At 49.4% G+C, this 21,186-nt stretch carries 12 protein-coding genes; 8 read left to right on the top strand and 4 right to left on the bottom strand.

The window, feature by feature from the left end:
* Window positions 1–183: 183 nt before the first annotated feature.
* The 3 genes from UNH61_RS16440 to UNH61_RS16430 form a co-directional block, all read right to left on the bottom strand.
* Window positions 184–1,572, bottom strand: coding sequence for a SusD/RagB family nutrient-binding outer membrane lipoprotein (locus tag UNH61_RS16440; RefSeq protein ID WP_326993058.1), 1,389 nt, complete (start codon window positions 1,570–1,572; stop codon window positions 184–186).
* A gap of 22 nt (window positions 1,573–1,594) precedes the next feature.
* Window positions 1,595–4,609: a SusC/RagA family TonB-linked outer membrane protein gene (locus UNH61_RS16435; protein ID WP_326993057.1), complete on the bottom strand. Its 3,015-nt coding sequence runs from the start codon at window positions 4,607–4,609 to the stop codon at window positions 1,595–1,597.
* Window positions 4,610–4,843: 234 nt separating this feature from the next.
* Window positions 4,844–5,719: an AraC family transcriptional regulator gene (locus UNH61_RS16430; RefSeq protein ID WP_326993056.1), complete on the bottom strand. Its 876-nt coding sequence runs from the start codon at window positions 5,717–5,719 to the stop codon at window positions 4,844–4,846.
* Between the two features lie 198 nt (window positions 5,720–5,917).
* Between UNH61_RS16430 and UNH61_RS16425 the strand changes: the two genes are divergently transcribed.
* The 8 genes from UNH61_RS16425 (at window position 5,918) to UNH61_RS16390 (ending at window position 18,713) form a co-directional block, all read left to right on the top strand.
* Window positions 5,918–6,832 (top strand): dihydrodipicolinate synthase family protein, encoded by a 915-nt coding sequence (locus tag UNH61_RS16425; protein WP_326993055.1) that lies wholly within the window; start codon window positions 5,918–5,920, stop codon window positions 6,830–6,832.
* Window positions 6,833–6,852: 20 nt separating this feature from the next.
* Window positions 6,853–8,301 carry an aldehyde dehydrogenase (NADP(+)) gene (locus UNH61_RS16420; RefSeq protein WP_326993054.1) on the top strand — a complete coding sequence of 483 codons (1,449 nt, stop codon included), beginning with the start codon at window positions 6,853–6,855 and terminating at the stop codon, window positions 8,299–8,301.
* A gap of 9 nt (window positions 8,302–8,310) precedes the next feature.
* On the top strand, window positions 8,311–9,747 hold the full coding sequence (locus UNH61_RS16415; RefSeq protein ID WP_326993053.1) for an amino acid permease: 1,437 nt from the start codon (window positions 8,311–8,313) through the stop codon (window positions 9,745–9,747).
* Window positions 9,748–9,754: 7 nt separating this feature from the next.
* Window positions 9,755–10,756 carry a 4-hydroxyproline epimerase gene (locus UNH61_RS16410; RefSeq protein ID WP_326993052.1) on the top strand — a complete coding sequence of 334 codons (1,002 nt, stop codon included), beginning with the start codon at window positions 9,755–9,757 and terminating at the stop codon, window positions 10,754–10,756.
* Between the two features lie 6 nt (window positions 10,757–10,762).
* Entirely contained in the window at window positions 10,763–12,010 is a 1,248-nt protein-coding gene (locus UNH61_RS16405) for an FAD-dependent oxidoreductase (protein ID WP_326993051.1), read from the top strand.
* 20 nt (window positions 12,011–12,030) lie between these two features.
* Entirely contained in the window at window positions 12,031–13,773 is a 1,743-nt protein-coding gene (locus UNH61_RS16400) for a DUF885 family protein (protein WP_326993050.1), read from the top strand.
* A 30-nt stretch (window positions 13,774–13,803) separates the two neighbouring features.
* Complete coding sequence (locus tag UNH61_RS16395) at window positions 13,804–16,176, top strand: beta-L-arabinofuranosidase domain-containing protein (RefSeq protein ID WP_326993049.1); 2,373 nt, start codon at window positions 13,804–13,806, stop codon at window positions 16,174–16,176.
* A gap of 122 nt (window positions 16,177–16,298) precedes the next feature.
* Entirely contained in the window at window positions 16,299–18,713 is a 2,415-nt protein-coding gene (locus tag UNH61_RS16390) for a beta-L-arabinofuranosidase domain-containing protein (protein ID WP_326993048.1), read from the top strand.
* A gap of 83 nt (window positions 18,714–18,796) precedes the next feature.
* Here the strand turns inward: UNH61_RS16390 and UNH61_RS16385 are convergent, their stop codons facing one another.
* Window positions 18,797–21,148, bottom strand: coding sequence for a TonB-dependent receptor (locus tag UNH61_RS16385; protein WP_326993047.1), 2,352 nt, complete (start codon window positions 21,146–21,148; stop codon window positions 18,797–18,799).
* Window positions 21,149–21,186 lie beyond the last annotated feature (38 nt).

Raw genomic sequence — 21,186 nt, 5'->3', positions numbered from 1 at the left:
CAGTACCACAACTATTACATTTATAATAATCGGATTTTAGTTCGGTGATCTTTACACTCCCACAACTGGGACATTTAATTGCTTTGATTTTCTTCGCCATTGACAAACTGTGTTGAACCTTTTTTCGGGATTAAAAATTGGTTAACTGTTTGCAATATAAGGCTTTGAATCAAACTTTAAAAATCACTGGGATACATCCCACCATATCCGGGTACTCTGCACAGCCGTCTGCTGCGGCTGTGGATTAGATAATATCTCGCTCTGCGGATATAACAACCTCCGTGGAATATCTATCAATGCCCCATCTACTTTCTTCAACGCCGGATAACCCGTACGCCGCCAGTCGTTATACGTTTCGAAATTGAAAATATTCGCCACAGCTTTTTCCTCCATGATGCGCTGCAACGCATTCCCACCGCTTAAAGCACGGCGCTGAACATAACTAAGTGCTGCTGCAGAAGTGGTATCAATGCCCAGTTTAGACAGATGCGAGTTAATAGCCCGTACATATACCGGTTGTGCAGCTGCCGCGCCCTGGGTGATTAATAACGCTTCCGCCTGTACGAATAATGCTTCTGAATAACTGAAGATATAGTTGGAAGATGATTTTGCACTGTAGAATGCTGCAGGATAAGAATAACTTTCCAGTGTACCTGTTGCCGTACCAATCCTGCGACCGGTATATTGACTGGTAGCACTGGCTGGCAACACTATCTTGCTCAGCCGCGGGTCATTCCGGTTCACCAGTGAATCTACTAATGTAGCATTCATTACATACGTGGTCACCGGTGTAAAGGTCAGGTACCAGATATTTTCCGAACCTGCTGCGCCGGTATAATTGAATTTCATATCGTCGTCGTTCGACATCATCCCTTGCTGCAAAGCTACCATCGCCTGCGATGCCTGATTGGCGGCGGTGTAACCTGGTGCTTTGGTCAGGTGAATGAAATACCTCGCTTTCAGCGACCATGCCAGCTTACGCCAGCGCGACATGTCGCCGTTGTAGAAGTAATCATCGCCCGATGGCGTTTTTACATTGCTGTTCTTGTCGATGTCTGCTATGGCATTAGCCAGCAACGACTGGATGCTCTTATAGATATCTTCCTGCTTGTCATATGGCACCAGGAAATTAGCAGGAGAGAAGCCTTTTGAATAAGGGATATCACCCCAGAAATCGGTCGCTGTACCTAATGTATACGCCGTTAATATCTTCGCGATAGCGGCATAATTATAATTGCCATTGGCTTCTGCTTTTTTATTTAACGTGATGAGATTATTCAGCGATGTCACGTAAAAGTTAGTCCAGTCGCCATCCATATCTGTATTAAATAACTGATAGCTGCCCACATACGGATTCAACTGGTTGGCGGCAATATTCTGCACATAATTCTGCACAATAATTCCCACATTTCCGCCCTGTATATTATCGGAGATATTCAGCTCTACCGGCGCCAATATCAGCGATTCCTGCACATCTACCGGGTTGTTGGGATCCTTGTTAACATCAAGGAATTTTTTGCATCCTGTAAAACAGGTACCTGCTATCAATATAATGAACAATGTTTTTCTCATTGTAATAATTTATCAAGATGAGTTAAAAGCTAAATTTCAGCGAAAAGTTAACAGAGCGCGCAGTGGGCGTCGAGAAGGCATATACCCCCTGCACGCCGTTGCCGGTACCATAGGAGCTAACCTCCGGATCTGCGCCGGTGAAATGCGGACTATAGATCCACAGATTGCGACCGGTTACCGTGAAGGACGCGTTCCTGAATGGAGTGTGGCTGGTAAGTGAAGCGGGAAAGGCGTAAGAGAGGCTCACATTTCTCAGTTTGATGTAAGTCCCATCCTGTATGGTCGATTCTATCTGCCTGGTCTGGTAATATGTTTGGGCATCTACTGCCACCGTATTTTCTTTTCCGTCTGCTTCACTGATCCCTTTAATCACCATTTTACCCCTGTTGGCCGTTACTTTGGCGGTACCATAATAAAAGCCGGCGCCTTCCACATCGTTTTGTACATCGCCACCCTTTTTCATGTCGAAGAAGAAGGAGAGACTGAATTGTTTGTAGCGGAAATTGTTTTCCATTCCTGCCAGCCAATCAGGATTTACATCGCCGATAATGCCCTGCTGCGGATCTACCACTGGCAGGCCGTTGGCGTCGATCAGCAGTTCTCCTTTATCGGTGCGCTTGTACCGGTTTCCGTAGAAGATATTATAAGGCTGGCCGGTGATGAGGCGTCCCAGCTGATCAATGCCCGGGGCAAGTGTTAATACCTTGTTCTTTATTTTCGAGAAATTGAGCATTACATTCCAGCTGAAATCTTTTGATTTAACCGGCGTGGCACTCAGCAGCAATTCCACACCCTTGTTGGATATTTCTGCAGAGTTGAAGGTTGTATTACTGAAGCCGGTGGCATTGCTCAGGAGTATACCCGGAATGAGTCCGTTTTTGGAACGGCGACTGAAATAAGATCCTTCAAAACTAATCCTGTCGTGCAGGAAGCGCATCTCCAGACCTGCTTCGTATTCGTTCAGTCTTTCGTTGATCAGCCCCGGATTACCGAGCGCACTGGTCAACAAAAAGCCCGGCTGCCCCTGGAACGGGAACTGGAAATAACCGGCGTTGGTGTTCCTGCCTGCCAGTACATACGGAGTAGAGAGTGAATAAGGACCTACGCCATCATTACCCACGGTAGCATAAGAGAACCTTACCTTACCAAAGCTGATAGCTTTTGAAGCCCTGGGGCCCAGGAATTCAGAGAAGATAAAGCTGGTGGCAGCGGAACCATACGGATAGAAATTCTTATCGGGATTCAGTACGGAACTGCCGTCGTACCTGCCTGTCAGCGAAAGGTTCAGGAAGCGGTTGTACTCAATATTCGCCTGAGAGTAAAACCCAACTTTACGTTGCTCGTAATAAGCTTCAGTGCCGGTAATAGTACTGCCGGAAGAAAGATTGTTGAAATCGGTGATCGTCAGCCCCGTACCATTGATGTTCATATATTGGTTATAGGTGCTGTAGATATTGTTTCCCACGAGCAGGTTGACGTTGAACCTGCCGAAGGTCTTGGCCGCATTAATGATCAGATCGTTATTGAATTGCTGGAAATTGACATTCTGATTGCGGATCTGGCCGGTGAGCCCAATTTGCGGACTGGGATTTTCAACGTACTTATCAGACTCCGTATAGATATCCGCTCCGAGGCGCTCAGTGATGGTGAGCCAGCTGGTGGGTGTAATGTTGGTGGTAATAACGGGCATAAACCTGTTTACTTTCGACTTATTGCTGATATTATCCAGATCCCATAACGGCATATTCCGGGAATAGCGGTATCCACGTTGGGTACCATCGGGCTGCAGTACGGGATAAGGATTCCAGGAAACAGGTTGCAGCAGCAATACGAACAACGGTCCGTTGCTGGCGCCTTCCGGCAGCCTGTCCTGCACAGAGTTGCTGTAGCCCAGCTGGAAAGTGGTGTTTACATATTTGCCCATCCTGGAATTGTATTTGGCAAAGACGGAATGGCGCTTGAAATCGTTACCAGGCATTACACCTTTCTGATCGAAATAAGTATAGCTGACAAAATAGTTGGAACCATTGTTACTACCGGATGCAGAAATGGAATTGTTGGTAGTGATACCGGTGCGGAAGAAACTATATGGGTCGTATACCGGAGCAGGTTTGCCATTGAGCCGGAGTGTGTCCATACGCGGGCCCCAGGAAAGACTGGTTTTCTTGTTCTCACCATTGTAAAAAGTGCCATTGGTACCCTGGCCATAGATGGTTTGGCGCTCCGGCAGCAACGGATGTTCAAATGAATAATCAGAAGAGAAATTCAAAACAGGTTTCTTATCGCCGCCTCCGTTTTTAGTGGTGATCAGCACTACACCGCGTGCACCGGAAGAGCCGTATAACGCAGTAGCGGCCGCTCCTTTCAGGATATTGACGCTTTCGATGATCGATGGATCGATATCAGCAAGACGGTTCACACCGGAGCCGGCAGCGCCTCCGCTAATGTTCCCCGTTTCGGAATTATCTACAGGCACCCCGTCTATGACAAACAGGGCCTGGTTTTCGCCGGTAGGAGAGGAATTGCCCCTGATAACGATCCTTGATGAAGCGCCTGCATTGCCGGAAGAACTGGTGATCTGCAGCCCCGGCACTTTTCCGGCAAGGGTATTGACGATGTTAGGCTCCTTTGTTTTCACCAGTTCCGCGCCATTCAGCTGCTGAGAACTGAAGGTAAGGTTACGCTTCTCCCGGCGCACGCCTAACGCAGTCACCACCACCGTATTCAGCGCGGAAGTATTGCCGCTAAGTACAATGCTGAAATTGCTGCGGGTACCAATGGGTACCTCTACCGACTGATAGCCGATGTTGGAGATGATCAGCGCATGCTGCGCATCGGCGCTGAGCCGGAAATTGCCGTCAGGCCCGCAGGTGGTGGCTCCTTTGCCGCCCTTTTCCCTGATAGTGGCCCCGGGAACCGGCGCGCCGGTTGAGTCTGTAACAGTGCCGGTAAGTACCCGTTGTTGTGCGAAAACGGGGAATGTAATGAATACAGAAAGTGATAGCAGCACAACTGCCGACTTGATAAATGATACCATTTGAATAACGTTTGGTTGACAGGTTGAGAGGCCCCCGGAAATTTAATTAGCAAGATAAAAGTAGGCGTAAGACAGCAGGAAGTATGCAGAAGAATTAACCGATTGTAATCATATATTATCCTATAATCGATTGCAGTGTTGTGTTTGAAATATGTTAAGTGTTGTTTTGACAATAATGTGTAATTTAGATAAACAGCTTCTTTATTAAGTGTATATTAAACACTAATAAAGGAATCAGACGTTATGAAAAAATGTATTGAGGTATTGGCTGGGGGATTTTCCGGTAACTGATTTAAAGACGCGGTTGAAATTGGTAATGCTGTTAAAACCACAGGTATAGGCTACATTGGCAATATTATCGTAATTCCCGTCGGTTAGTTTTTTGCAGGCCTCATTTACCCGTACTTCATTGAGGAAGGATACAAACGTATGCCGGGTATGCTTCTTAAAGAAACGACAGAAAGCATGTGGTGTCATATGAACCTGTCTGGCTGCGTCTTCCAGGGTAATAGCCTGATCATAGTTATGCATAATATAACTGTAGATATTACCCACACGAAGACCCTCATGATCGCTCACCATGGCAGTTTTGTTGATGTTGGCCAATGGGGTAATATCCGGGTATCCGGAGAGCATCCGGAGCAGTTCTACGAAATACATCAGTTGTTCGGCGCCACCGCTGTTGCTGATCCGGAGCATTTGCCCGGAAATCTCCGCCGTGTGAAGGGGAGAGACTTTGAAGCCGCCCTGCGATTGTTGTACGAAGTTCCTGAGCAGCTTCATTTCCGGGAGGTTGAATAAGGCAGACAACGCTCCATCAGGATTGAAAAAGATCACCAGCGCCACGATCTTCTTCCTGCTTTTCGGCTGGAAATAAACCGGGTCGCTTTTAAAAATATGAGGCTGGTTGGCGCCCAGCCAGAAGATTTCGTTGGAACGGAAAGCATGCATATTATTATCGGCTACCAGCGTGCCTTCGCCCTGCTGTACCCAGGTTAGCTGCACCTCCTGATGACGGTGCAGATGTGGATAGAAATAAGGAAGTACATCTTTCTGTACTATAATCGATTTATCCGCCGGCACTGGCACGGTAAACTGCAATACTTTCATGTTGTTACGGTTGATAGCAATCAGACTACCCAATATTACAAATATTAACCGTAAAAATACATGATCATCTGTCTGAAGGGTTAAAATATGGTAATCATGGTCGCTGACGGTCAAAACTGGTTAATATCAGGTAACAATTGATTAGGATCGGTACGGTGCTCCGGGAAGGATTGAGATACTTTTGAAAAAAAACAAATTATGTCTATTGATTGGAAAGGGGTATTTCCTGCTATTACAACCAAATTCACTGCTGCAGACGAACTGGATCTGCCGTTATTCGAAAAGAACCTGAAAGCACAGCTGGCTGCAGGTATTGATGGGATCATACTGGGCGGCTCCCTGGGCGAGGCCAGTACTATCAGTGAGGCTGAAAAAGAAGCGCTGACAAAGTTTACCGTAGAAAAGGTGGCAGGGAAGATCCCCGTTGTGTTGAACATCGCGGAAGGGGCAACCCACGAAGCCATCAGACAAGCCGCGCTGGCAAAACAGTGGGGCGCGAAAGGCCTGATGCTGCTGCCTCCCATGCGTTACCGCACCGACGAAAGGGAAACTGCGGAGTATTTTAAAACCGTGGCGGCATCAACGGATTTGCCTATCATGATCTATAACAACCCGGTGGATTATAAGATAGAAGTAACGCTGGATATCTTCGACCAGCTACAGGCACTGCCTAATATACAGGCGGTAAAGGAATCGACCCGCGATGTATCTAATGTAACGCGTATGATCAACCGTTTTGGCGACCGTTTTAAGATTTTATGCGGACTGGATACCATCGCGCTGGAAGAACTGGTGCTGGGAGCAGATGGATGGGTAGGCGGACTGGTAGCCGCCTTTCCTGCAGAAACCGTTGCCATTTACCGTCTTGTAAAAGCCGGCAGGATACAGGAAGCCCTGGATATTCAACGCTGGTTCCTGCCTTTGCTGGAGCTGGATCTGTATCCTAAACTGGTACAGTATATCAAACTGGCGGAGGCGGAAGTAGGTCTCGGCAGCGAACAGGTACGTGCGCCCCGGTTGCCGTTGATTGGCGCTGAAAGAGAAAGAGTGCTGAAAGTAATCCGGGAAGGAGTAGCGAAAAGACCCGCATTGCCGGATTACCTGTCGCTTTAAATCATCTGAAAAAGACACACATGAGTATAGACAATATTATGCAGCAGGCCGCGCTGGCATTCGACCGTTACAAACAGGTGGAACCGGTGCAGCGGGCGGCATTCCTGGAAACTATCGCCGGTGAAATCAATGTACGGCGCGAACAGCTGGTAGCCACGGCCGGCAGGGAAACGAATCTTCCTGATGCCCGGCTGAACGGGGAAATCAACCGTACCACTTTCCAGCTGCAACTGTTTGCACAGCTGATCAGAGAAGGCAGCTGGGTGGAAGCGGTGATCGATAGGCAGCGGGAAACCCCTGCCAGGGCTGATATACGTCGTATGCTCCTGCCGGTAGGGCCTGTGGTTGTTTTTGGCGCCAGCAATTTTCCCTTTGCTTTTTCTACTGCCGGCGGCGATACCGTGAGCGCACTGGCCGCTGGTGCTACGGTAGTGGTGAAAGCCCATCCTGCCCACGGAGCTACTTCTCTGCTGATGTTTGAAGCCATCAGCACTGCCATCATAAAAAGCGACATGCCTGAACATACCGTGCAACATGTAACCGGAGGCAATGAAGCAGGCCGGGAACTGGTGATGCACCCTTCCACAACGGCTGTGGGCTTCACCGGCTCTCTGGCCGGAGGCAAAGCATTGAGTGCATACGCTTCGCAGCGGGAAACACCTATCCCGGTATTCGCCGAGATGGGCAGCGTTAACCCGGTTGTTTTTTATCCGGAAGCACTGGAAACAAGAGCCACTCAGCTGGCCGAAACCTTTGCCGCCTCTGTAACGCTGGGCGCCGGCCAGTTTTGCACGAATCCCGGTCTGCTGCTGGGATTAGAGGGAGAAGCATTCAATCGTTTCCAAACGCTGCTTCACGCTGCCATCGAGAAAACAGCGCCGCAGAAAATGCTGCATACCGGTATCAGACACGCTTTTCTGCAGGGACGCGACGGTATGCTGGCCCAGCAGGAAGTAACACTGATAGGCGCACTGCCGGAAACTGCCACCGCAGAAGACGCGCCTGTAGCACCTTCCCTGGCTGCTACCACTGGTTCGGCCTTCCTGGCCAACCCGCACCTGCGCGAAGAAGTGTTCGGGCCCTATGCACTCCTCGTGGCATGCCGTGATAAGACGGAACTGCTGCAGGTACTAAAAACCGTAAAAGGACAACTCACCAGCTCCATCATGGCTACCGACACGGATCTCAGCAACTGGCCCGATGTGATAGCCCTGCAAACTACACTGGCCGGACGCGTTATCCTGAATGCCGCGCCTACAGGGGTAGAGGTGTGCGCTGCTATGGTACATGGCGGACCTTTCCCCGCTACCACCGATGCACGATATACTTCAGTAGGCACTGCCGCCATCCGGCGATGGGTGCGACCCGTTTGCTTTCAGGGATTCCCTGATCAATTACTTCCTGATGAACTGAAAAACAATAATCCACGTGGTATATGGCGATTGACAGATAACGAATTCACCAGATAAACGTAAGCTATGTCAAATCAACCAAAGTCATTCCGGCGCTCGTTCGGATTACTGGATGCTACCATGGTAGTAGCCGGTTCTATGATAGGCTCCGGGATATTTATAGTAAGTGCGGATATCACACGTAACACCGGCTCCGCAGGCTGGCTGGTGCTGATATGGATCATCACCGGCCTGCTCACACTCACCGCAGCACTCAGCTACGGGGAACTAAGCGGTATGTTCCCCCGCGCCGGCGGACAGTACGTATACCTGAAAGAAGCATTCGGTCCGCTTACGGGATTTCTGTTCGGCTGGAGTTTTCTTACCATCATACAAGCCGGCTCCATCGCCGCTGTAGGCGTGGCTTTTGCTAAATTCTCCGCTTACCTGTTTCCTTCGTTAGGAGAGAAGAATATCATTGCCAGCCTGGGATTCATCCAGGTGTCGGCCGCTCAGCTGACGGCGATTGTATTGATTGTCTTCCTGACATTCGTCAATACAAGGGGCGTGAAAGAAGGAAAGGTCATCCAGACGGTTTTTACACTCACTAAAATCGCCGCTTTACTGGGATTGATCATCTTTGGCCTGGCGGCGGCCGACGGGCATACCTGGAGTCGCAATTGGGAAAGCGGTTTCTCCCTGGGCAGGCTCTCTGCACCCGGTGCTTCACTGTTGCCCTACGCGGGCTTCACCGTCATGGGCGCTATTGCCGGCAGCATGGTGGGCAGCCTGTTCAGCAGCGACTCCTGGAACAATGTAACCTTCATCGCCGGCGAAATAAAAAAGCCGGAAAAGAATATTGGTCTCAGCCTGTTCTTTGGTACCTTGCTGGTAACGGCCATCTACCTGCTCACCAATCTGATGTACCTGGGCATACTTCCTCTGCAGGAAATTGCCTTTGCTGAAAATGATCGTGTGGGAGTAGTAGCTTCCCGGCATATTTTCGGGGCAGGAGGTACCGCCATCATCGCAGTGCTGCTCATGATTTCTACATTTGGCTGCAACAACGGGCTTATTTTATCGGGCGCCAGGGTTTGCTATACCATGGCGAAAGATGGCCTGTTCTTTAAGCAAATGGAGAAATTGAACCGCAACGCGGTACCCGGAAAAGCCCTCTGGCTGCAATGCGCCTGGGCATCCGTATTATGCCTGAGCGGCCGTTATAACCAGCTGCTCGAATACGTCATCTTCGTGGTGTTGATATTCTATATCCTCACGATTGCCGGCATATTCAGACTGCGGCGTAAAAGACCGGAGCTGCCGAGGCCCTATAAGGCATTCGGCTACCCCTGGCTGCCTGCCGTATATATTGTGGCTGCCACCGTTATCTGTCTTTCGTTACTGATATATAAACCCATGTACACCTGGCCCGGATTGGGTATTGTGCTCCTCGGTATCCCGGTGTATTATTGTTACAGGAATATGCGCCCTTCCGGCGTACCCGTTTTATTAACTGATAATTAGATAACCTGTGAAGCATACATTTTTTTGCATAGATGCACATACTTGTGGTAACCCCGTGCGACTCGTAGCTGGTGGCGGCCCGCAGCTGAATGGCAATAATATGAGTGAAAAGCGGAACCATTTTCTCCGGGAATACGACTGGATCCGCAAAGGACTTATGTTTGAGCCCCGTGGCCATGATATGATGAGCGGCAGTATCCTGTACCCGCCGCATGATCCGGCTAACGATGTGGCAGTGCTGTTCATTGAAACCAGCGGCTGCCTGCCGATGTGTGGTCATGGTACCATCGGTACTATTACTATCGGTATTGAAGAAGGATTGATCAAACCGAAAACTCCCGGCAAGGTGAGAATGGAAGCACCTGCGGGGCTGGTAGAGATCAGCTACCGGCAGGAAGGTAATAAAGTAAAGAGTGTTAAACTGACAAATGTGCCGTCTTACCTCGCTGCTACGGGCATTGAAGTAGAATGCCCCGACCTGGGAATGCTGAAGGTAGATGTATCCTATGGGGGCAACTACTATGCTATCGTTGACGCACAAACGAATTTCCCCGGCCTTGAACATTTCACGGCTTCACAACTGATCAGCTGGGCAAGGGAACTACGTAAACGCATCAACGAAAAACATACTTTCGTACATCCGGATAACCCGCATATCAATGGCTGCTCGCATGTACTATGGACCGGCGTGGTGATAGATCCTGCTTCTACCGCACGTAATGCGGTTTTTTACGGAGATAAAGCCATCGACCGCTCTCCCTGTGGTACAGGCACTTCCGCGCGTATGGCCCAATGGTATGCACAGGGAAAACTGAAAAGGGGAGATGAGTTTATCCATGAAAGTATCATAGGATCCCGTTTTATTGGCCGCATCGAGGAAGAAACCCATGTGGGCAGTTTCCCGGCCATAAGACCCAGCATCGAAGGATGGGCAAGAGTTTACGGTTATAACACTATTTCCATAGATCCTGATGATGATCCGTATGCATACGGATTGCAGGTAATTTAAATCGATATGAACGTAGTTATTATAGGTGGTGGTATTATAGGTTTAAGCAGTGCTTTGTATCTGCAACAGGCCGGGCATCAGGTAACGGTAACCGACCGCTCGGATATGCTGCAGGGATGCTCTTACGGTAATGCCGGGTATATCTGCCCCAGCCATTTTGTGCCGCTGGCAGCGCCGGGTATCGTATGGCAGGGCCTGAAGTGGATGCTGAACGCGCAAAGCCCGTTTTATATAAAGCCCTCTCTTAACGGCGATCTGATTAACTGGGGCCGTACTTTTGTAAAGCATGCAAACAAAAAACATGTTGCACATGCCGCTGTTCCACTGAGAGATATTGCCCTGTTAAGTAAACGCCTATACGAAGAATGGACTGCCATCCCCGACCTGCAATTCTCCTATGAGCCGAAAGGTATGATAGAGCTTTTTCAGACAGAGCAGAATGCCCATCATGCGGTAGATACGATAAAGGCAGCAAAGGAGCTGGGCATAGAAGCCCGGCTGGTAGGAAGAGACGGATTGCAGCAGATGGAACCTGATGTAGACATGAACGCACTCGGTGGTATCTTTTTCCCCGGCGATGCACAGCTTTATCCCAATCAGCTGATGAACAGCCTGATGGCGTATCTGCGTAAGCTGGGAGTACAGTTCACGACCGGCTGCGAAGTAACCGGATTCAATACCGATGGTAAACAACTGAAAGCGCTGAAAACCACCAAAGGTGATATAGAGGCAGATCATGTAGTGCTGGCCGCCGGTGTATGGAGTACAGCGCTGGCAAAAACATTACAGCTGAATATCCCCATGGTGGGCGGTCGTGGTTACTCCGTGACTTTAGATGAAGCGCCATGTAAAATTCATCATTCCATTATCCTCAGCGAAGCCAGGGTGGCCATTTCACCTATGAATGAACACAAACTCCGCTTCGGAGGAACCATGGAAATAACGCCACTGAACACGCCGCCCCGCATGCAGCGGGTGCAGGGCATACTAAACGCAGTAACCCGCTATTTCCCCGGAGTGAATATAGCACTCCCGGAACAGGAAAAAGTATGGCACGGCTATCGTCCCTGCAGCGCCGATGGATTGCCCTATATAGGCAACAGCTCCCGCTATTCCAATCTCACAATAGCCACCGGACACTCTATGCTGGGCATCAGCCTGGGAGCAGCTACCGGAAAACTGGTGAGCCAGCTGATCACCCGCACACCAACGGAAATGGATATACGCCCGTTTAATCCCGAACGATTTTGCTAACCAGAAAAAGCACGAAAACAATGTTTGGCCAACAACAACTTGCTAAGTTCTTTTTAATAATCGCCACCTGTGGAGTAACTACCATCACTACCCCGGCACAATCGCAGGATAATGCGGCATTGTACGCGCAAACCAGCGAAATCAACAACCTGATGGTGCCTTACTATGCCGATAAGGGTAGTCTTACAAGATTTTATTTTATAGAGAATTCACCGGAAAGACGCACCCGGCTCGAAGAATTATACAACAACTATCTCGGTAAACTGCCATCCGTCAGCTTCGACGCCCTGCCCGCTGGTTCCCGCGTGGATTATATCCTGTTCCGCCGGGAACTACAGGAACAGCTTCGTTTACTGGAAGAAGAAAAACAACAATGCAGCCGCCTTGAAAGCTGGTTTCCGTTTGCTGCCAGAATTTACCAGGTAGAGAAAGCCAGAAGGAGAGGCGCTAAACCAGATGCAGGCGCCATTGCCACCATGTTCAATGAGGCGGCAACAACCATACGCGATAAGGAAAAGCTGCTCGCAGCAGATCATCAGCTCGATATCTATTTGCTGCGCCGCGGCGCTGCCATCACTCGCGGGCTGACAGACGCTCTCCAGAGTGTGAACACTTTTTACGATGGATATGATCCGGCTTATTCATGGCGGGTGCCGGCGGCTTATAAGCAGCTCGACAGCGCCCTGAAAAGTTACACGGCGCTGTGGAAAAAGAAAACTACCGAGCTGCCTGCCGGAAAGGACGATGGCAGCGGTATCAGCGGTCATCCTATAGGGAGGGAAGAGCTGATAAGACAACTGCAATACGAAATGATTCCCTATTCGCCGGAGGAGCTGATTGCAATTGCGAATAAAGAATTTGCTTACTGCGATGCAGAAATGGAAAAAGCATCAGCAGAAATGGGATTCGGGAAGAACTGGAAACAGGCGCTGGAAAAGGTAAAGAACAGCTATGTGCCGGAAGGAGAACAACCTCAGCTGATCATGAAACTCTACAACGAATCAGTTGAATTTCTGAAACAACATCAGCTCATCACCATCCCGCCCATGGCGGAGGAAACCTGGCGCATGATCATGATGACGCCGCAGCGGCAGCTGGTGAATCCCTTCTTTACCGGAGGAGAAGAGTTAAGTATTTCTTATCCCACACAGGATATGAGCGAGCCCGATAAACTCATGAGTATGCGCGGTAATAACCCGCATTTCTCCCGGGCTACCGTACATCACGAGCTCATCGCCGGTCATGGGCTGCAAGAGTTTATGCTTAACCGTTATAAAACGTACCGGCACTTCGAAACACCCTTCTGGATAGAAGGCTGGGCCCTGTACTGGGAAATGCTGCTCTGGGATATGAAGTTTCCTCAGTCGCCGGAAGACTGCGTCGGCATGCTGTTCTGGAGAATGCATCGTTGCGCGCGTATTATCTTTTCACTGAATTATCATCTGGGTAAATGGACGCCGAAGCAGTGTGTAGACTTCCTGATCAACAGGGTCGGACATGAACCGGCTAATGCTGCCGGTGAAGTACGGCGCTCTTTTGCGGGCGATTACAGCCCGCTTTATCAGGTAGCCTATATGATAGGCGGCCTGCAATTCATGGCACTCAAACGCGAACTGGTAGATGGGGGCAAAATGACCTACCAGCAATATCATGATGCTGTTTTAAAAGAAAATATGCTGCCGGTGGAACTGATCCGCGCGTTGCTCACCGGCCGCAATATTGACAAAGATTTTAAACCAGGCTGGCGTTTCTATCCACTCTGATCACGCTCCTGAATTAAAAACTGTAGTGTTATGAAAAAACTGTTTTTCGTTTTGCTGGCCCTGCAAACGGGCTACACGCAGGTGCGTGCACAATCGTACGTGCCGGGCAGGCACGATGCTAAGATGAAAGTCGTGGCTGGCGTGCCTTTGCATGCCTATACCTTTAAGCTCCAGGATGTGGAGGTACTCGACGGCCCTTTTAAACAGGCCATGCAGGCAGATGTGAACTACTTACTGGTAGTAGAGCCCGACAGGCTGCTGGCCGATTTCCGCAATCATGCCGGCCTGAAAGAAAAAGCTCCCCGCTACGGCGGATGGGAATCTACCGGACTGGCCGGGCACACGCTGGGGCACTACCTTTCCGCCTGTGCCATGCAGTACGCAGCTTCTCAGGATAAACGCTTCCTGGACCGCGTAAACTATATCGTGGATGAACTGGACGAATGCCAGCGTCATCGTAAAACCGGCTATGTAGGCGCTATTCCCGGTGAAGATACCCTGTGGGCGCAGGTGGCCGCCGGAAATATCCGCTCCCGCGGGTTCGATCTCAATGGGGGCTGGTCGCCCTGGTACACCGTGCATAAGATCATGGCCGGACTGCTCGATGCCTACCTGTATTGTGATAATAAAAAAGCATTGGGTATAGAGAGACGAATGGCCGACTGGACCGGCACTATCGTTGATCACCTGCCAGATTCTCTTGTGCAGAAAATGTTGCTCTGCGAATACGGCGGTATGAATGAAGTGCTCGTAAATACCTATGCACTTACTGCTGAAAAAAAGTACCTGGAAAGGTCGTTCCGCTTCCACGACCGGCGTATACTCGACTCTCTCGCTGCCCGGCTGGATGTATTGCCCGGCAAGCATTCCAACACACAGATCCCTAAGGTGATCGGCTGTATGCGCCGTTATGAGTTGACCGGTAGTCAGAAAGACAGTACTATCGCGGGCTTCTTCTGGCATACGATCACGGAGCATCATTCCTATGCCCCGGGTGGTAACAGCAACTACGAATACCTGGGCCCTGCTGATAAACTGAATGATCAGCTCACCGACAATACGATGGAAACCTGCAATACTTATAACATGCTGAAGCTGACACGCCACCTGTTTTCGCTGCAGCCCTCAGCTAATCTGATGGACTACTACGAAAAGGGCCTGTACAATCATATTCTGGCATCGCAGGATCATAGCAACGGGATGATGTGTTACTTCGTTCCTCTGCGCATGGGTACCCGCAAGGAGTTCAGCGATTCCTTCCATACCTTCACCTGCTGCGTAGGATCCGGTATGGAGAATCATGTCAAATACGGGGAGAGCATTTATTTCGAAGGCGCCGATGGCAGTCTGTATGTGAACCTCTTTATCCCCTCACGCCTGCACTGGAAAGATAAGAAAGTAACCCTGGAACAGGTCACCCGCCTTCCGGCCGATGATAAAGTAGTGTTCAGGATCACAACGCCCGCTACGGTGGCATTCCCGCTTCGTATCCGGAAGCCACGCTGGGTGAAAGAGGGTATGCAGATACTGGTTAACGGTGAAGCACAAACGAATATTCAACCAGGCGCAGATGGATATATTGTGTTGAATCGTAAGTGGAAGAATGGAGACGAAATAACATTGTCGCTGCCAATGGGGATTTATAGCGAAGCCATGCCCGATAACCCGGGTCGTATCGCATTGTTCTATGGCCCCGTAGTACTGGCCGGCGTGCTGGGAAACAAAGAGCCTGATCCGGTAACAGGAATCCCCGTGCTGGTGACATCCAGTCAGGATGCCGCTGCCTGGGTAAAACAGGATGCACCCGGTTCTCTCGTGTTCCATACCGCACAGGTAGGACAGCCATCAGATGTGACGCTGGTGCCCTTTAACACCGTGCAGCAGGAACACTACAGCGTATATTGGGATGCATTTACGCCGCAGGGCTGGGCTGCTGAACAAACGAAATATGCTGCTGCGAAAAAACGGGCACAACAGATTGAAGCCAGTACGGTAGACATGCTGAGAATGGGCGAAATGCAACCGGAACGGGATCATAATTTCGTTGCCGATAAAACCAATACGGGTGAAGATCACGGCCGCAAATGGAGGAACGCCGAAGATGGCGGATACCTTTCCTTTACCATGAAAGTAGACGGTAGCACCACCAACAGCCTGCTCTGTAATTACTGGGGAATGGATAACCGCTACCGTACCTTCGATATTCTCGCAGATGGGGTTAAAATTGCCACAGAAGATCTCAATAAATACAAAGCCAGCAAATTTTACGAGATCATATACACCCTGCCGGAAGCCGTAACACGTGGCAAACAGTCAGTTACCATTAAGCTGCAGGCCAAACCCAATAACAGCGCCGGCCCTGTATACGGCACTGTAAGAATGATCAGGGGTACCGCCTTTTAAACCAGTCATTTTAATTTTCCGGAGTTGATTTTACCATTGAAATTAAAAACTGACCGGGCAAATATTTATCTGGTTATTCTAAAATAGTATCTTTATTTTTAATTGTTTAATTGACAATTAATATGAGCAGATTACATAAGAAGATAGCTGCTGGCGTACTGGTATCCCTGGGATGGGCTACCGGTGCGACTGCGCAATTAAAGAAAGATTATCCAATACAGCCGGTGGCGTTTACAGAGGTACACGTGTCGGATAGTTTCTGGGCGCCAAAGATAAAAGTGAATGCTACGGTAACCATTCCGTATACATTGGAGCAATGCCGGAAAACCGGCCGCATCGATAACTTCCTCAGGGCCGCCGGTAAGCTATCCGACGATAAAATGACGGAATATACTTTCGATGACACCGACCTGTATAAAGTAATCGAAGGTGCATCATACGGATTACAGGTACAACCTAATCCTGAGCTGGAGCGGTATCTTGATACCCTCATCACGATCATCGGCGCGGCACAGGAAAAGGACGGCTACCTCTATACTTTCCGCACCATGAAAACTACGCATCCGCATCCCTGGATGGGGACACGGCGTTGGGAAAAAGAGGAGGATCTGAGCCATGAGCTGTATAACTCCGGTCATCTGTTTGAAGCTGCTGTAGCGCATTATCAGGCAACCGGTAAAAGAACGTTGCTGGATATTGCCATTAAAAATGCCGATCTGCTGGTAAGTGTGTTCGGATATGGAAAGGAAGAACGCTTTCCCGGCCATCAGATAGTGGAAACCGGTCTTACAAAGATGTACCGGGTAACTGGTAAACAGGCCTACCTCGATCTGGCAAAATTTTTCCTCGATGTACGTGGTCCGGGGAAGCCCAACAGTGGCGAGTATAACCAATCTTATAAAAAAGTGACGGAGCAGCATGAGGCGGTAGGACATGCTGTACGGGCCGCCTATATGTACACCGGTATGGCGGATGTGGCAGCACTTACCGGCAACCAGGATTATCTGCACGCTATCGATGATATCTGGCATGATGTGGTGGAAAGGAAGATGTATATCACCGGCGGGATCGGCGCCACAGGCAATGGCGAAGCCTTCGGGCAGGCATATGAATTGCCTAATATGTCGGCTTACGCAGAAACCTGCGCTGCCATCGCCAATGTATACTGGAACAGCCGTATGTTCCTGTTGCATGGCGATGCAAAATACGTGGACGTATTGGAACGCACGCTCTACAACGGCCTGCTCAGCGGAGTATCCCTGAGCGGCGACCGCTTCTTTTATCCCAACCCGCTGGCCTCCATGGGGCAACATCAGCGTAGTGCCTGGTTTGGCTGTGCGTGCTGTATCTCCAACATGACGCGCTTTCTGCCATCCATGCCCGGCTACATCTATGCCCGCAATGCAGATCATCTTTATGTGAACCTGTTCGCCGGAAATACCGCCACTATGCAGCTAACCTCCACCAAAGTAAAGCTGACCCAGGAAACGAACTATCCCTGGGACGGAAATGTGAATATAACGGTGAGGCCTGTACGTACTGCGGCATTTGCTGTACATATTCGCATCCCGGGCTGGGCGCAGCATAACCCGGTGCCCGGTAACCTCTATAGTGATACTCCGGGCAATTCCGAAAAGGTAATACTGCTCCTCAACGGGCAACCAGCAAAATATCAAATGGAAAAAGGCTATGCCGTATTACAACGTACCTGGAAAGCCGGAGATAAACTAACGCTACGCCTGCCCATGGAAGTACAGAAAGTAATCGCCAATCCGGAAGTTAAGGCCGATACCGGCCGTTTTGCCCTGGAACGCGGTCCTGTCATGTATTGTCTGGAAGGCCCCGATAATAAAGATGGAATTGTTCAGAATATAGTGGTAGACAAGAACACCGCAGTTAAAGCAGTATATCAGCCTGGTTTGCTGAAAGGCGTTACTGTACTTGAAATGAACGGGCATGCGCTCAACAGGCAGCCCAACAGCAACGAGCTGTTGCAAACCGATCAAACGGTAACGGCTATACCGTATTATGCCTGGGCCAACCGCGGCGCTTCAGAGATGACCGTATGGATCCCATATGAAGCCACCGCTGCCCGCCCTAAACCGGTGCCCACCATCGCATCTAAAAGTAAGGTAAGTGCTTCCAACGCCAACCCCAAAATGCTGATGGCACTGAATGATCAATACGAACCCAAAAATTCCCAGGACAACAGTGTGTTATACTTCCACTGGTGGCCCAGAAAAGGCACACAGGAATGGGTACAATACGATTTTGATCAACCCTATACCATCTCGTCATCCGCCGTTTACTGGTACGATGATGGTCCCTTCGGAGGCTGCCGGGTGCCTGCCTTCTGGAAGCTCTACTACAAAAAAGACAACGAATGGATACCGGTAAAAAATACCACCGCTTATACCACGTTGAAGGATCAATATAACACCGTTCAGTTCGAGCCCGTGAAAACAACAGCGCTGAAATTAGAAGTGCAGCTATCAGAGGAAAACTCGGCGGGAATGGAGGAATGGAGCGTGAAGTAGAATTACGAATTACGAAATGCATAAGAGACATAAGCGAGTATATAAATAATTCGCTTATGTCTCTTATGCATTTCGTAATTCTTTTAAAATTTTAAAACCGCACTCGCCACCACATTCGCCGGCTTCTGCGCAATTCCATTTGTATCCCAGTATTGCTCGTTTAAGAGATTGTTTCCTTTTAAGGCAAACCGGTATTTGGGCTGATCATAGAAGATGGTAGCGTTGAGTAAGGTGTATCCGGGCAAACGGAAAGTATTGCTGGCTTCAAACCAGGAGTCGCCGACATAGTTGCCTCCTGCGCCGAAACCGAGTCCCCTGGCTTTACCGCGGGGAAGGGCATAGCTTATCCAAATGTTGGCAACGTCTCTGGGACTGGCAGTAATCAGTTTCCCCTGAAGGGCAGGGGAAGCTTTCGTATAGCTGTTCTCGTTATAGGCATAGCCCGCAACGATGTTCAGGCCGGCAACAGGATTGGTAATGAGCTCTGCCTCAAAGCCTTTACTGCGCTGGGTACCGTCCTGGAACATAAAGGTTTTACCATCTACAATTTCGGTACGGGTGGCATTGGTAACGTCGATATTATAGTAGCTGAGAGAGCCGCTCAATTTGTTATCGATCAGGTCGGCTTTTATGCCACCTTCCCATTGATTGCCCTGCTGAGGTTTCAGGTTCAGGATAGTATTGTCGGGCTGCACCAGGGGGGCAAGGTTGACGAAGCCATTCATGTAATTGGCAAATACAGACAACCTGTCTTTGAGGATCTGGTATACCACGCCGAATTTAGGCGAGAACGAAGTCTGGGAATAATCGCCCGACGATTTACCGGTTGTCACCGTATAGGTACCACCGGTAGAGAAACGATCTGCCCGTAAGCTGAGCATCACCATCAATGCCGGTGTTATATTCAACACATCCGACGCATAAACACTGTAACTGTTCGAACTGGTGTTACTGGCGGAAAATCCTTTCTGGTACGACAATGCATCGATCTTTGTGGCGTTGAAATCTTTCAATGGCTGATTAATGTTGATGGTATCATAGTTCACAGTAACTCTGTTCAGCTGATTGTAGTTGTAGCTATAGTCCAGTCCTACAACAAGCCGGTTCCTGAGCGATCCGATCCTGAAATCACCAACGAAGTTCTGCTGCAGCTGAATATTTCCGAATGTTTCCGGCTTCTGGTTTCTCACGCTCCGGGCCATGGTAGAGTCGGTGAGGAGAGTGAGGTTAGTCCAGTAGAAATGTTTGTAGAAGCCTTCTGAATAAAGGTAATTGGTTTGTGAAGTCCAATGGTCCGACAGTTTGTATTCCATCCTGGCTTGTATGTTATTGATACCATTACTGATATCCACGCCATTGTTGATATAGGATTTCCGGTATCCGGTATTGAGATCCCTGAAGCTGCGGGCTTTTACATTTTTGAAATCGCTCACCGCGTAGGTGGCGGTAGTGAAGGCGCCCCTTGTGATGTCTATATCTACCAAAAACTTCATCCGCTCATTCACCTGGTAAGAGATGGTGGGCGCTATAGTGTAGTTTTTTGAAAAGCCCTGGTCCTGAAAAGAGCCTTCTGTTTGCCCGGCTGCATTCAGTCTGAATAACAATGTACGTGCCTCATTGAGCGGTACGTTCACATCGGCGGCAAATCTTGTTAATCCATAACTACCTGCCGTGATGCTTACATTACCGGCGAAAGTTTCAAATGGTTTCTTGGTAACATAATTATATACACCTCCGAAAGTGATATTCCTGTTGCTGCCAAACAAAGTACCAGATGGCCCTTTGATGACTTCCACCCGTTCCAGTATAGCGGGGTTCAGGGGCACAATAGCGCTTGTTATCATACCGTTCCGCATCCCGGTAGTATTGGCAAATCCCCGGATGGTCATACCCTGGGAACCACCCACTGCAAAGTTCGGCACTGCTCCGGGAATGTTGCGGTAAATATCAGTTCGTTCAGTTACCAGTTGTTCCTGCATCAGCGCTTTGCCCACGGTTTGGTATACCTGTGGATTTTCCAGATCCTTCAATGGCAGGCGCGATACCTGTTCGGTATTTTTGTCGGAGAACTTACGCTTATTAGTAGTTACTACTATTTCCTGTAATTGTGTATTTGACACTTGTAGCTGAAGAGAAACATTAACAGTTTTCCCTTTTTCTACGATCACAGTTTGTGCAAGCGGCTGATAGCCTACCAGCGTCACTTCCAGCTGCTGGGAGCCCGGTGTTACCCGGTGCAGTATAAAGCTGCCATCGTCGCCGGTCAGCGTATACCGCGAACTGCCCTTCAATACTACTGTTACAGCCACTGCGGGCTGGTTATCGCTGGTGGTTACTTTACCCTTGATGGTGCCATAATCCGTTTCCGTATAACGAATACTTCCCGATACGTATACGGGTAACAGCCAAAGGAGACAAAACAGCAATTGCTTCATATGTTAGCGAAAAATTTCGCGCAAAGCTAATCGCTGAA

Origin of the sequence: Chitinophaga sp. 180180018-3, from assembly GCF_037893185.1 — a bacterium.
Lineage (GTDB): Bacteria > Bacteroidota > Bacteroidia > Chitinophagales > Chitinophagaceae > Chitinophaga.
This window is presented reverse-complemented; position numbering and strand designations above follow the sequence as displayed.